This window comes from Variovorax rhizosphaerae, assembly GCF_037889975.1.
In the GTDB taxonomy this organism is placed as follows: Bacteria; Pseudomonadota; Gammaproteobacteria; order Burkholderiales; family Burkholderiaceae_C; genus Variovorax; species Variovorax rhizosphaerae.
The window spans coordinates 300,294-314,444 of sequence record NZ_JBBKZT010000010.1 but is presented as its reverse complement, the minus strand read 5'-3'; the positions used below and the strand labels follow the sequence as shown (position 1 = coordinate 314,444).

Annotated in this window: 5 protein-coding genes; all 5 read right to left on the bottom strand. The window is 69.9% G+C overall.

What is annotated here, in order from left to right; genetic code table 11:
* Positions 1 to 317: 317 nt before the first annotated feature.
* The 5 genes from recD to WKW82_RS22720 all read right to left on the bottom strand — a co-directional run bounded on the left by recD (position 318) and on the right by WKW82_RS22720 (position 14,056).
* Positions 318 to 2,459, bottom strand: coding sequence for an exodeoxyribonuclease V subunit alpha (recD, locus tag WKW82_RS22740; protein WP_340344610.1), 2,142 nt, complete (start codon positions 2,457 to 2,459; stop codon positions 318 to 320).
* 61 nt (positions 2,460 to 2,520) lie between these two features.
* Positions 2,521 to 6,276 carry an exodeoxyribonuclease V subunit beta gene (recB, locus tag WKW82_RS22735; RefSeq protein ID WP_340344609.1) on the bottom strand — a complete coding sequence of 1,252 codons (3,756 nt, stop codon included), beginning with the start codon at positions 6,274 to 6,276 and terminating at the stop codon, positions 2,521 to 2,523.
* On the bottom strand, positions 6,273 to 9,812 hold the full coding sequence (recC, locus tag WKW82_RS22730; RefSeq protein ID WP_340344608.1) for an exodeoxyribonuclease V subunit gamma: 3,540 nt from the start codon (positions 9,810 to 9,812) through the stop codon (positions 6,273 to 6,275). The genes recB and recC overlap by 4 nt, the downstream gene beginning before the upstream one ends.
* A gap of 288 nt (positions 9,813 to 10,100) precedes the next feature.
* Entirely contained in the window at positions 10,101 to 12,767 is a 2,667-nt protein-coding gene (locus WKW82_RS22725; RefSeq protein WP_340344607.1) for an AAA family ATPase, read from the bottom strand.
* Between the two features lie 2 nt (positions 12,768 to 12,769).
* A complete protein-coding gene (locus WKW82_RS22720) occupies positions 12,770 to 14,056 on the bottom strand; it encodes a metallophosphoesterase family protein (RefSeq protein ID WP_340344606.1) in 1,287 nt (428 codons plus the stop codon).
* Positions 14,057 to 14,151: the final 95 nt, after the last annotated feature.

Below are 14,151 nucleotides of genomic sequence, written 5' to 3'. Positions count from 1 at the left end.
GGGACAGCCGCTGGCCAACTAAACCCTGTGTATCCGAGCCTGCGATGCTACCGAGACGGGACTTCGGGCGGCCAGGTAGCGCGGCGATTGGACATGTCAACGCATCGCTTCGCGGCCAACAGTTGCGCGCGGTGCGTGTACTAGCCCAAGGGCCGGTGAATACCTTCTTCGACTCGCCGATCGCCTAGTCGTTACAGACGAAGAGAGTTCCACTGCAATGCCATATGCCACCCTTAGTTCGCTCGTGCAGGCGCCGCAAGCACACCCACCATCAGCAGCAGCACGGCAAGTCGCATAGGAGTGGTGAGGCTCAGCACTCACCCCGCCAACCGCGCCGCCAACCCACCCACCCGATCCACCCTCCGCCCAATCGCCCCCTCCAGCACCTCCGGCGCAGCCGCCAACGTGAACCAGTCCCGCGCCCGCGTGATCCCCGTATAGACCAGCTCCCGCGTCACGATCGGACTGGCCCGGTCCGGCAGCAGCAGCGCCGTGTGCGCGAACTCCGAGCCCTGCGACTTGTGCACCGTCATCGCGAACACGGTCTCCACCGCGCGCAGCCGGCTCGGCAGCACCCAATGGATGCCGCCCGTGCCATCGCCGGTCGCGAAAGCCACGCGCAAGGTCCAGCGGGGGCGCTTCTCGCCGGGGAGGGTGGCGGGCAGCGCCAGCGTCACGCCGACGTCGCCGTTCATCAGGCCCAGGCCGTAGTCGTTGCGCGTGACCAGCACCGGGCGGCCGGGGTACCAGCCGCCGTGTTCGGCTTCGAGCAGGCCTTCGGTGCGCAGCAGTGCGGCGATGCGCGGGTTCAGGCCTTCCACGCCATGCGGGCCGCTGCGCAGGGCGCACAGCAGCTGGAACTTGCCGTAGGCGGCCAGAACCTCCTGCGCCCATGTGTCGAACGCGGGTTGCGGCGCATCGATGGCCGGCTGGCGCTCGCGCATCAGCGTCAGGTAGTGGCGATAGCCCACGGGGGGCGGCACCGACCGCTTGTTGTTTCCGTCGAGGCGGCCCAAGCCCAGGCCCGCGAAGCCTTCCGGTGCGCCGTCGACCACCAGGCGGCGCAGCGACGCGTCGTCGATCGGCCATCGGTGCGCGATGTCGGCGTGCTTCCGGCTGTCGAAGATGCGCCGCACGGCCGGGCCGTCGCCGGCGTTGACGGCCTCGGCCAGCTTGCCGATGCCGCTGCTCGCGCTGAAGCGGTGGCTCACGCGCAACTTGACGACGGCCTGGTCCAGCGGGGTGCCCTTGGCGTCGCAGAGCGCCGCGTCGAACAGCTCGCCGGTGACGGCTTGCAGCCACGCGGCGGTGTCGACGGTGTAGTGGCCGGGATCGGCGCGGGCGCACAGGTCGCCGAGCACGGCGCCGGCTTCCACGGACGCGAGCTGGTCCTTGTCGCCGAGCAGGATCAGGGCGGCCTTGGGCGGCAGGGCGGCGAAGACGGAAGCCATCATCTCCAGGTCGAGCATCGAGGCTTCGTCGAGCACCAGCAGGTCGAGCGGCAACGGGTTGTGCGCGTTGTGCCGGAAGTGCCGCGTGTCGGGGCGGCTGCCGAGCAGGCGGTGCACGGTCGTGACCTCGGTGGGGATGGCGGCGCGCACGGCTTCGGCATCGGCCAGCGCGCCGAGGGGCAGGGCGGCGACGGCGCTGGCGATGGATTCGTTGAGCCGCGCCGCGGCCTTGCCGGTGGGGGCGGCCAGGCGGATGCGGAGCCGCCGGCCTTTGCTGTTGTCGTCGTCGCCGCCACCGCGCTCCGACAGCGCCAGGTGTTGCAGCACCGCCAGCAGGCGCACGACGGTGGTGGTCTTGCCGGTGCCGGGGCCGCCCGTGATGATGCTGAAGCCCTGCCGCACGGCGATGGCGCAGGCGACCTTCTGCCAGTCGGTGTTGGCGCCGTCGCGGTGCTGGAACAGGGCGTCGAGAGATTCGGCGAGGCTGGCTTGCGCCTCGGGCGCCGCGGCCGGCATGGAAAGGGCCACGCGCTGGGCGATGGCCTCGCTGACGGACTGCTCGTACTGCCAGTAACGGCGCAGGTAGAGGCGGTCGCCGACGTGGACCAGCGGGGTCGTGCCCGGGCCGGCCGACACCAGCGTGGCGTGCTTGAGGGCCTTGTGCCACTTGGCCAAGGTCACGCCGGCGAGCAGGGTCGACGGGGGTGTGGGCGGCGTGCCTTCGGTGGTGGCGCGGGCCACGCCTTCGGGGGGCATCGACAGGGCCTGGCCGGCATTGGCCAATGCGGCGCGCAGGTCGAGGCAGGAATGGCCGCGGCCGAGTTGGTGGCTGGCGAGCGCGGCGCCGAGGATCAGCAGCGGGTCGGCGTCCGGCGCCTGCTGCGCGAGGAAGGCGGCGAAGGCCAGGTCCAGGGCGCGCAGCCAGCCTTGGGTGACCCAGGTGTCGAGGTCGGCGAGCAGCGGCGCGTGGCGGGTGGGGAGGGGGCGGAGGAAGACTGTGGTGGTCATAGAGAGACCTCCGCGCTGCGCGCTGCGGTGCGAACTTGCTTGGGGCGGCCCGGCGCGGCGTTCATGCTGCAACCTCCGCAGTCGCACCGCTGAACAGCGCATCGAGCGCATCGATCAGCACCTTCGGCGGTCGTTCGTAATGCAGGCCCTGGCCCGGCGCCGCATGGCCGCGCAGGAAGATGTAGACGGCGCCGCCGACATGGCGCTCGTAGTCGTAGTCGGGCAGGCGCGATCGCAACAGTCGATGCAGCGCAAAGATGTAGAGCACGTATTGCAGTTCGTAGCGGTGGTGCAGCACGGCATGGCGCAGCGCAGCGGGCGTGTAGTCGGCATCGCGCGGGCCGAGCCAGTTGGACTTGTAGTCGGCCACGTAGTAGCGGCCCTCGTGCTCGAAGACCAGGTCGATGAAGCCCTTGAGCATGCCGTTGACCTGCTGCGGCAGGAGCATCGGGCGGTGCGCGGCGTCGAGGGTGTGACGGGTGACGAGTGCGTCGAGCGCGCGCGTGTCGACCTGTTGCGCGGCGAGCCAGAACTCCATCTCGATCTGCACGCGGCCGAGCGTCGAGGGGCTGACGGGTGTCGAGCCTGGCAGATGCGCATCGAGCTTCAGCGGCGTGCCGAGCCAGTCGAGCATCCAGCTGCGCAAGGGCTCGATCCAGGTGCTCCAGCCGTTGAGGTTACAGCGGCGCGCGATGAGGTCGGCCAGGTCGGCTTGCGCTTCCGCATCGGCATGCACGCGGGCGAAGCCCTTGCGGCCGACCCATTCGAGCAGGCTGTGCAGGAAGGTGCCGGGGCCGGCGCCGCGCGGGAAGCCGTGCAGGCCGCCGATGGTGGCGTCGGTCGATGGCGCCGCATCGGCGTCGTCGGTGATGGACTCGCTGCCGGCGCGGCTCTCGGCGTAGATGTCCTCGGCGGCCGTGGCGGGGCTGGGTAGCATGGCCGGGGGCAGGGCGGGTGTGGTGTCGTCGACGGGCGTGTCGTCGAACGCGCCCGTGCTGCGCAGGGCCGAGTAGCTGGCGATCCACCAGCTTTCGCGCGGGCCGGCGGGCAGCGGTGGTTCGGGGGCAGGGAGGACCGTGGTGGCCGGGGGCTGATAGCGCGTGTCGTCGGGCTCGGGTGCGGGCTGGACGTTTATGCACAAGTCGGCATCCTGCACCAGTGCATCGAGTGCCGTGTTGAGTGCCGAGGGGGGCAGCAGATGCCCGCCACCCAGCAGGTAGCCGAGCGCGCTGCGCTCCACGCCGGCCAGCGGCGCGACGCCCACCCAGGTCGCGTAGCGGGCCCGCGTGAGGGCGACGTAGAGCTTGCGCAGGTCTTCGCCCAGGCGCTCGGCATCCACGCGTGCGACGGCTTCGTCGTCGGCCTGCAATGCCACCACGAGGCGGCCCTCGTCGTCGTGCCATTTGAGCGGCAGGTCCTTCGGGCTGGCAGGGCGGAAGGCGGTCGCGAAGGGCAGGAAGACCAGCGGGTATTCCAGGCCCTTCGACTTGTGCACCGTCACCACCTTGACCAGGTCGGCGTCGCTTTCCAGGCGCAGCTTGCGCGCGTCGTTCTCGTTGTCGGTCTCGCTCTCGCCGCGCTGCTCGGACAGCCAGCGGATCAGGCCGTGCTCGCCCTCGACCTGGATGCTGGCGTGCTGCAGCAGTTCGGCCAGGTGCAGCAGGTCGGTGAGGGTGCGGTCGTCGCCGGCGGCGAGCAGGCGCTGCGGCACGGCGAAGTCCTGCAACAGTTGGCGAAGCATGGGCAGCACGCCCTGGCGCTGCCACATCTGCTGGTAGCGGCGGAACTGCAGGACGCGGTCTTCCCAGGCGAGTTCGTCATGGTTGAGGCGGTCCAGCTCATGCCAGCTCAGGGCGAGCACGGCACAGGCGAGGGCGGCGCGCAGCGGGCGGTCGTCATCGGGTTCGGCGCAGGCGGTGAGCAGGCGTTCCAGTTCGACGGCGACGGGGCTCTGGAAGACCAGGCCCTTGTCGGAGAGGTAGACGCTGCGGACGTTGCGTGCGCTCAGGGCCTGGCGAACGGCCGCTGCCTCGCTGCCCTTGTTGACGAGGATCGCGATGTCGCCCGGTTGCACGGGGCGCAGCGTGGCGGTGGCGTCGTCGGTGAACCCGGTGGCGCCCGCCAGGCCCTCGGCCAGCAGGCGCACGATCTCGGTCGCGCAGGCTGCGGACATGGACTGCATCGCATCGCCGCTGCTGACGGTCTCGCCGCCTTCGACGGTCCAGCAGGTGAGGGCGGGGGCGGGTGCGTTGTCGCGGGTCCAGTGTTCCTTGCGGCCTTGGGCTTCGACGGAGAGGAAGGGCAGGGGGTTCTCGTCTTCGGTGCGGAACAGGAAGGCGCCTTGGCCTTGCGCGCGATCTTCGGCCAGCTGGAATACGCGATTGACCGCATCGACCATCGCCGTGGTCGAGCGGTAGTTGGTGCCGAGCGTGGAATGACGATCGGCAGCATCGCGGCGTGCGGCCAGGTAGGTGTGGATGTCGGCGCCGCGGAAGGCGTAGATGGCCTGCTTGGGGTCGCCGATCAGCACCAGGGCCGTGTCCTGTGCGTTGGCCGCCACGCCGTACACCGCGTCGAAGATGCGGTACTGCAGCGGGTCGGTGTCCTGGAATTCGTCGATGAGGGCGACGGGGAATTGGTTGCGGATCAGGGCGGCCAGGCGGGTGCCGTTGGGGCCTTGCAGGGCGGCGTCGAGGCGGGTGAGGAGTTCGTCGAAACCCATCTCGGCGCGGCGGGCCTGCTCGGTGGCGAGGCGGGCGGCGGACCAGTGGGCGACATGGCGCAGGACGTCGTCGTGGGCGTCGGGGAGCGCGGCCAGGCGGTCGCGCAGGGTGAGCATGTCGTCGAGCGCGGGATGGTCGGGGGCTGGCACGCCCTTGGTGAAAGCCTCGGCCATGCCATCGGGGGTGAGGCGGGTCCATGCGGTGCTGTTCTTGGACAGGGGCTGCACCGTATCGCCATGGGCCCAGTCGCGCAGGTCGCCCAGCCAGGCTTGGTAGAAGCGGGCTTGCAGCCTGCGGCCGTCGACCTGCTTGGCCGCGCAGGCCTTGTCGAAGATCGCTTCCAGCTCGTCGGCCCACTTCGTCCATGGCGCCTTGATGTTGGCGAGCTCGCGTACCGTTTGCTCGCGTGCGGCCTTCAGTGCGACGGTGGGCTCCGTGCCCGCTTCGAGCGATGGGGTCAACGTCAGCAGGTTGCGGACCGAGTCCGCCAGCACTTTCGGCGTGGCCCACCATTCGCTCACCCGCTTCGCATCTTCGAGCGACAGCGGCGTGAAGAAGGTGCGCCAGTAGTCGCGCAGCACCTCGGCGCGCAGCTCGGCCTGGTCGGCTTCGAGGGTCTGCGTGAACAGGGCGCCGCTGTCGAAGGCGTGCTCGCGCAGCATGCGGTTGCACCAGCCGTGGATGGTCGACACGGCTGCCTCGTCCATCCACTCAGCGGCCAAGCGCAACGCGCGTGCGCAGGCGAGCCATTCGGTGGACGGATAGTCGGCGCGCAGCTGGTGGAGCAGGTCGTTGCTGGGAGCTGCGAGGTCGACGGTGGACGGGTCGACCGCGAAGGCTTCGGCGGCTTCGGCCAGGCGCGCGCGGATGCGGTCGCGCAGCTCCTTGGTCGCCGCCTCGGTGAAGGTGACGACAAGGATTTCGGGCGGCGTCAGCGCGCGCGTGAAGGCGGCCGGCCCGCCGTGGCCGAGCACGAGGCGCAGGTACAGCGCGGCAATGGTGAAGGTTTTGCCAGTGCCGGCGCTGGCCTCGATGAGGCGGCTGCCGCGCAGCGGGAAAGTGAGCGGTTGAAGCAAGGGCGGCGTGGTGGTCATGCGCTTTCCTTGGCGGCGGTCGGTGCGCCCTTGGCTGCCTTGAGGCGTGCGTTGCCGACGGCGTCGCCGAGGGGCTTGAGCAGGTCGAGCGTCCATCGCGCGAATTCACCGTCGGACCAGAGCGCGTCGAAGTCGGGGAAGGCGCGCAGCAGGTAGTCGCTGAACTGGATCTCGCCGCTGCCCGGGACGCGCGCGTCGCCATAGCACTTGCGTGCCGCCTCGAACGCGGCTTCGTGCGGTACCTCGGCCTGCGTGCCGCCGGCGTCGAGCCAGGCGAAGGCCGTCTGTTGTGCCAACGGTAGCGGCCGGCGCTGGCCCTGCTGCCATGCGTCCAGCAGCGCGGACCACCATGCGCGGGCGTCCGCGGGGTCCAGCGGTTGCAGGATCACGTTGCCGGCCTTGCTGATGATGCGGGTGGTCATCGAGCCGCCATCCAGATGGGCGGCGACATGGGCGATCCAGAACGGGTGCAGCTTGTCGCGCCGATAGCGGTCGTCCTTGACCAGGCTGCCGCTGTGGAGCACCAGTCGGCACCTTTCGCCGCTCGCGTTGACGCGCAGGCCGCCGAGCCAGTCGACGAGGCGCATCGATTTGTCCAAGCCATCGGGCAAGTGGTACAGCGCTTCATCGGGCAGCACAGTGGGCCATTCGGCCTGGGCCTTGGCGTACTCGGTGAACATGGGCTCCATCGGCTCGGCCAATGCTTGTTGCTGCAGCACGCCGAAGGGGCCGGCCGGCAGCGCGCCACGGCGAGCGATGCGTTCGAGCAGACCGTCCATCGCGTCTTCGCGCGACGCGCCGGCTTCCAGTGCGCTGCGTTGCGACTGGATCAGTTCGTCCTGCAGCTTCCAGTTCTCGAGGGCGTTGAGGTCGAAGGGCTCATGGTCCTCGCTTTCGCTCTCGCGGTCATCGAGGAACACGCCCAGTCGCAGGCGGAAGAACGCGCGTGGCGGCTCCTTGAGGAAGTCCGTGAGCATGCGCAGGGTCAAGGGGCCTTCGAAGGGACGCGGGGACAGCTCGTGGTCGGGCGCCTCGTCGATCGAAGTTGCAGCCTGAGCGCGCCATGCGGTGGCATAGCTGAACAGGCGGTCATCGCCACCCTGCGTGAAGTAGGCCGGGTGGAAGGGCTGCAGCCGGTGCGCGACCGTCAGCGCGTGCAACAGTTGCTTGCCGGCCTTGTCTTGCGGCAAGTCCTCGTCCCCGGCCAGCCGCCAGCCCGCAGCCAGGTGGTCGCGCAACTGCGCCACCAGCACCGAGGGCGGCCGCTCGGAGTTGTCCAGGATGCTGTGGCCGACCCAGCTGATGTGCAGCTTCTCGCGCGCCGACAGCAGCGCTTCGAGGAACAGGTAGCGATCGTCCTCGCGGCGCGAGCGGTCGCCGGGGCGGTAGTCGTGGCCCATGAGGTCGAAGTCCATCGGCACGCGGCTGCGCGGATAGTCACCGTCGTTCATGCCCAGCAGCGCGACCACACGGAAGGGAATGGCGCGCATCGGCATCAGCGTCGCGAAGGTCACGGCCCCGGCGAAGAAGGTGGCGTTGAGCGTGGGCTGGTCGATCTGCGCGAGCCAGTGTTCGCGCACCACCGACAGCGGCAGTTCCTCGACCAGTACAGCGTTGTCGCAGGCGGCGAGCCAGTCCTGCAGCGACGTGCCAAGGCGCATCAGCGTGAAGCCATCGGCGTCTTCGCCGGTCTCGAAGAAGTCGGCCAGCAGCGCGCGCAGGCGCTCGCCCCAGACCTTGGGCGTGGCCGGCGTGGCGAGCGTGCGCCAGTGGGCTTCGAGGGTTGTCAACAGTTGCACCAGCGGGCCGAGCAGGGCGGCATCGAGACCGCCCACTTCGTCGAGCGGCTCCACGCCGGCCCAGGCCCCGCTGGAGCCCACGGCGTAGCCCAGCAACATGCGTTGCAGGCCGAAGTCCCAGCTGTTCTGCGCCAGCGCTTCGGGCAGGTCGAGGGACTGGCGTTGCTCGGCATGCAGGCCCCAGCGGATGTTGGCGGCGGAGATCCAGCGGTGCAGCAGCGGCAACTGGCTTTCCTCGATGCCGAAGCGCGCGCGCAGCGCAGGCACCTCCAGCCAGTCCAGCACGTCGCTCACCGCGATGCGCGACTGTGGCAGCGCGAGCAGCTTTTCCAGTGCGCCGAGCAGTGGATCGTGGTGGCGCTGGCCCTGGTCGGCCAGCGTGAAGGGGATGTGGCGCGCATCATCCGGCGTGAGCAGGCCGAACACGGCCTGGATGTGCGGGGCATAGGTGGCCACGTCCGGCACCATCACGATCACGTCGCGCGGGTGCAGCGTGGCGTCGGCGGCGAAGGCGGCGAGCAACTGGTCGTTCAGCACCTCGACCTCGCGCTGCGGGCCGTGCGTGACGTGGAAGGCGATCGAGCGATCGGCACGCGGGTCGATGGCGGGCCAGGTCGCGCGCGTTTCGGCGAGCGGGCGCAGGTCGCGGATGTCGTCCTGCAACTGGCGCAGCATCGTGTCCTGCGGGTTGGCGTCGAAGCAGGCGATGGCACGGCCAATGGCCTCGAAGCGCTGTGCATAGGTCGCCTGCTCGTCATGCACGTCGAGCAAGCGGATGAAGTCGCGGCCCTGCTTGCCCCATGCGGCGAGCAGGGGTTGCGCATGCAGGTGCAGCGCCTCGTCGGCGATGGGGCCTTCGCTGCCGGGACGACGCTGCTGGCGCCAGCGTTCGGCGCGCAGCAGGTCCTTGTCTGCCACGATGTGCGACCAGTCGTGCTCGCAGGGGTTGTGCACGCACATCAGCACCTGCACCCAGCGTGCGAGCGTGGCCAGCACTTCGAGCGACTGCTGCGGCAGCGAGGAGATGCCGAAGACCACCAGCCGGCGCGGCAAGCCGGCGGGCCGCTCGCCCTGCCATTCCGATGCGGCGGCCATGAAGCGCTGGTGCACGGCGGCACGGCTGCTTGTGGCGCCTTCGGGGCCGACGTCATCGAGCAGCGCGCGCCAGAGCCTTGGCTGCCAGCGCAGCTCGGGCGGGACGGGTTGTTTGCCGCCACGCGAGGTCGAGATGGTGTCCTGTCCCGCGGCCCAGGCGGCGAGCCAGTCGGCCCGGTAGACCTGGTACTGGTCGAACAGGTCGGCCAGGCGCTCGGCCAGCTGGTGGCGCTTGCGCAGGTCGCTGTCGTCGACGAGGAAGCGCGACAGCGGCGCGAAGACTTCCTCGGCCAGCAGCGCAGGCAGCAGGCGCATGAGGCGCCAGGTCAGCAGGGTCTTGTCGAAAGGCGAAGCGGCCGGCACGTGCTGCGCGCCGAGCACGGCCCGGTAGGCCTGCCAGATGAAGCTGGCAGGCAGTTCGGTGCGGATCGCCGCGGCCACGCCCACGCCGCCTTGGCCCGCATCGCGCGCCAGCGAGAGCTTGAGCCACTGCGCCACGCCGTTGCTCTGCACCAGCACGCACTCGTCTTCCAGCGGCGCCAATGGGTGGCGATCCAACCAAGCCAGCATCAGGTCGCGCAAGGCTTCGGGGTGGTTGCCGTGCACGGCCATGAAGCCTGGGGGGAGAACGGATTCGGTCATTTCAACGGCAGTAGTTTCTTGTGGCGCCACTGTGTGTGCCCGCCTTGGAATAGACGGTGTCATACGTCTTCTCGCATTCAAACGCACCAAAGCGGGTGGAGCCAGCGTCTGAAGGCGTGAAGATTTCGTAGCGAGGGCGCCGAGGTCGGGTTTGCGGCGCGGAACCGCACTCTCGTGCGGTGACAACGCCAGTTGCGGCATAGGCTAACAATTGCGCGCAGCGCTTGTTACGCCGTAGCCAACACCGCAGGCCCGAGATCGGCGTCCGCAGTAGAAAGATTCACGCCTTCAGGACAGGGACCGTACTTCTACACCCATGTCGCGCCAGTCCTCAGGATGGCAGGTGAACAACAAGATCTGATGGCGACTGGCGGCATCGAAGAGCACGCGTTTCATGCGGGCGAGGCGGGCTTCGTCGCTGTGGACCAGGGCGTCGTCCAGGATGAGCAGCGTGGGCCGGCCGGCCTGCCGCAACAGGTCGGCATACGCGAAGCGGCTGATCAGGCCCAGTTGTTCGCGCGCACCGAAGCTGAGATCGCCGAACTCCCCGGACTCGATCGCGCCGCCGGTCTGCGCCGCGCGGGACAGCGTGCCGGGCGACAGGTCGGCCTTCATGGCCACGGCGGCGCCGGGCATCAGCAGCGGCAGGTAGTGCTGCAGGCGTTGCTGCAACGGGGCTTGCAGGCGGGCCAGGGTGGCTTGGCGCTTGTCGTTGAGCCGGGTGCACAAGAGGTCGAGGGCGTTGGCGCGGTGCTGCAGTTCCGAATGCCGGCGCACGGCCCGCGCGAGCTTGCCGGCGAGCGCCTCGTGTTGCTCTTCGAAGCCTTGGGCGCCGGCCTGTTGCAGCGTGTTCTCCAGCAGCAGGATCTGCTCGCGGCGCTGCTGGTGGCTGCGCGTCATCTGGTCGATGCTGCGCTGAAGGCGGTCGATGTCCTGGGCGACGATGTCGGGCCGCGCTTCGTTGACCTCGGCAACGGCGAGCGCGATGCGCGCGGCCAGCGCCTGGCGCTCGGCTTCGTTGCCCAGCAGTTGCTGCTGTGCCAGTGCCTGGCGTTGCACCCGCGCCGGGTCGGACAGTGCGGCTTGCGCCGCCGCGTGCTCGCGCTGCGCGGTTTCGCGCTGGCTTTGAGCGGCAGCTTGCTGGCCTTGCGCATTCGCGAGCGCGGCTTGGGTGGCGCGCTCGGCCGCGACGGCGGCTTCCTGCTCGGCTTCCGCCTGGTTCAGCGGCAGCGCAGGCTCTACCGGAGCAGCCGGCAGGCGCGCAAGCGCCTCCTGTGTGGTGCTGATGCGTGCCTGGGCCTCCGACAACGCGCTGCGCAAGGGTTCCAGTCCCTGGGGCGCCACGATGGCCAGGGCTTGCTCCGCCAGGCGGAACTGCGACTCACGCTCCACGACCGTCGCCAGCCGCGCCTGCGCCTCGGCCAGGTCCGCGACGCCGAGCGTTTGCAGCGCAGATTGCAACGCCTCTTGCGCCTGCGCATGCGTGCGGGCCAGGTCGGCCAGGTCTTCGCCGCCAGGCGTGATGACGAGTTGTCCGCCGCCGGGCAGTTGCAGCGTGGCCGGGCCGTCGAGCAGTCGTTCGCCCTGGGCTTGCAGGCGCTGGCTGTGGCCCTGCGTCAGCAGTTCGAGCGCCTGGCCGTCTGGCAGCGTGTATTGCAGCCGCGTGGCCACGGCCTGGCGGCCCAAGGCGGCGTCGCGCTCGGCACGATCGAGCTTAATGAGCTTTTTGACCTGTGCTTCGCTGATGGCGGGGGCGGCTGCGGCCGTTGCGCGCAGGGCGGCCAGGTGCGCCTGGGCCCGTTCGGCCCGCTGCACGTCCTGGGTGCTGCGCGCCACTTCGGCTTCGGCCTGCCGCAGTTGCCGGGACAGGTCATGCCGATTGGCGGCCAGCCGTGCGGCCCGCAGCGCCTCTGCGGCGACATGGGTGCGGCTGTGCGCGCTCTCCGCATGCTGCAGGGCGATGGACGTGGCGGCGTCGGCCGCTTCATGTTGACGGATGGCGTCGGCCAGGGCTCGCTCGCGTGCGAGGGCGTTGGCTTGCTGCTGCGCGAGTCCGTCCAGTTCCTTGGCCAGCAAGTCACGCGTGCCCTCGAGCTGGTTCAGGCGGGCCTGGTCGTCCCGCAGGCGATCCTGCGCCGCCTGCAATGCTTGCTGGCGCTGGCACGTGTCGGCGAGTTGCTGGCGCAGGGCATCCCAAGGCCGGTTCGCCTCGTCGCGCTGGTGCTGCTGGCGCAACTGGGCCAGCTGGTCGACTTGCTGCCGGTAGGTGGCGATCTGCACGTCGAGCTGATCGAGTTGGGCCTGCAGCGTGTCGATCGATGCCGCCGCCTCGGCATAGGCGAGGCGCGGCTTGCCGTTGCTCGTCAGCAGTTCGTTGCGCTGGCCCTGCAGCCGTTCCAGCAACTCGTCGCCGCCGGTGGCTGCGAGCGCATTGGCGGCGCCGCCGGCCTGGCCTTGCAATGCGTCATGAAGGTGATTGCGGGCGTGGCTCACGTCGAGGTCCTGGCCGGTGCCCTGCTCCACCCAGAGCAGGCCCGGAATGCCCCAGTGCTCCGGCTTGCTGGCGCCCTTGCCGGCAAAGGCGAAGCCGAACAGCTGGGCCAGGTGGTCTTCGGCATCGGTGCCATCCAGCATGCGCGACCCGATGTGCAGCGTGCAGCGCCTCTTGTTGCCGAGAAAGGTCTTCTGCAGGCGGTGCGCGTCGCCGCCGAGCAGGAAGTCCAGCTCGACCTGCGGGGCGGCGCTGGCGCCTTCGCCCCAGGGGCGCAGGTCTTCCACCGAGGTGGAGCGGTGGCGCTCGAAGAAGGCGGCGCGGATGGCGCGCACCAGCGTGCTCTTGCCCGATTCATTGGGCGCGGCGAGGATGTTCAGCCCGGGCTCGAAGCCGCTCAGCTCGCGCGGTTGGCGAAAGCGCTTGAATTGCTCGACGCGCAGGCGGGTGATCTGGATGCCCATGGTCAAGCCACCTCCATCGCCGGGGCACTCGAAGAGGCTGTGGGCGGGGCGCCGGGTGAGGCAGCGGCGGTAGCGGGAGCGGTGGCGACAGCAGCGGTAGCAGTAGCAACAGCAGCGGTACCAGTAGCGGTAGCGGGAGCAACGGTAGTGGAAGCTGCAGTGGCAGTGGCAGCCGGCACACGTTGCGCCAGGGCCTCTGCCAGCAGCGCCAGGGCGCCCTGTGCGGTGCGCGCCTGCGCAGCGTCCGCGCCGCCCTGCATGCCGCGCAGTTCCTCGACCAGTTCGCCCAGGTAGCCGTCCACCTGCAGCCCGGCGATGTCTTCGTCGGTGGGCACGAGGCGCAGGGCGCCCAGGTCGGCTTGCAGATGGCGTGCCCGCGCTTCAGCCCGGCCGATGCTGGCCTGCAGGCGCTGAAGGCCCGCCAGGTCGGTCTGGCCCTGGACGCGCAGGTCGACGACGTGGTGCGCATCCAGCGTGCCCAGCCGGTCGCACAGGGCGTCCACGTCGGTGGGCACTTGCAGGCTGAGGTCCATCGACTGCCACCGATACCGGGCCACGGCCAGCGGCGTGACCAGCGGCTGGGCGCCGGGCGCTTCGATCTCGACCAGCAGTGCATGCCCCGCCTCGTTGGCCTTGAAGCGATCGGGCTCGGGCGTGCCGGCGTACCAGGTGCGCGCATCGATGCGCTTGCAGCCATGCCAGTCGCCCAGGCCGAGGTAGTCCAGCCGGGCGGACGCGGCCCGGTCTGGCGCGATCGGGTTGGTGGCGTCGATGTCCTCGGCCAAGATGCCCTGCACGCTGCCGTGCGCAAGGCCGATACGCAGCAGGCCGGCGGGCGTCTCGGCGGCATCGAACCAGCTCGTCAGGTCTTCGTAGGTGTGGCGCTGGACCAGCGGGGCCGGCAGCACCGCGAAGCCCAGCTCGGCGAACAGCGGGACCGCGGGCGTCAGTAGCAGGTGCACGTTGGGCGGCACGATGCCCAGGCGCCGCGCACGGGTCCAGACGCTCTCGGCGAGTGCGGCATCGTGGTTGCCGGAAATCATCAGCCAGGGCCCGGCATAGCCGGACAGCGCGTTGAAAAGGCGGCGCAGGGTGCGTTCGGAGACGGTCTGCGCGTCGAACACGTCGCCAGCCACCAGGACCGCGTCGACCTTGTGCTGCGTAGCCAATGCAGCCAGTTGCTCGACGGCCGTGATGCGGGCCTCGGCCAGGATCGGCGCATGCTCGGGGTCGAAAGTGGCGAACTGGCGGCCAATTTGCCAATCGGCGGTGTGCAGGAATCGGGTCATGGAGGACTTGGTCGGGGTACGGCGGGTTGGGCAGGGTTTCGGCCACGCGCTCGCGCGGGCCAAGAAAGGATGATCGTCGTTCAAAGGCTCACTGG

Coding starts and splice junctions, on each gene's coding strand:
- recD (WP_340344610.1), bottom strand. CDS start 2,459: ATGACCACCACAGTCTTCCTCCGCCCCCTCCCCACCCGCCACGCGCCG.
- recB (WP_340344609.1), bottom strand. CDS start 6,276: ATGACCACCACGCCGCCCTTGCTTCAACCGCTCACTTTCCCGCTGCGC.
- recC (WP_340344608.1), bottom strand. CDS start 9,812: ATGACCGAATCCGTTCTCCCCCCAGGCTTCATGGCCGTGCACGGCAAC.
- WKW82_RS22725 (WP_340344607.1), bottom strand. CDS start 12,767: ATGGGCATCCAGATCACCCGCCTGCGCGTCGAGCAATTCAAGCGCTTT.
- WKW82_RS22720 (WP_340344606.1), bottom strand. CDS start 14,056: ATGACCCGATTCCTGCACACCGCCGATTGGCAAATTGGCCGCCAGTTC.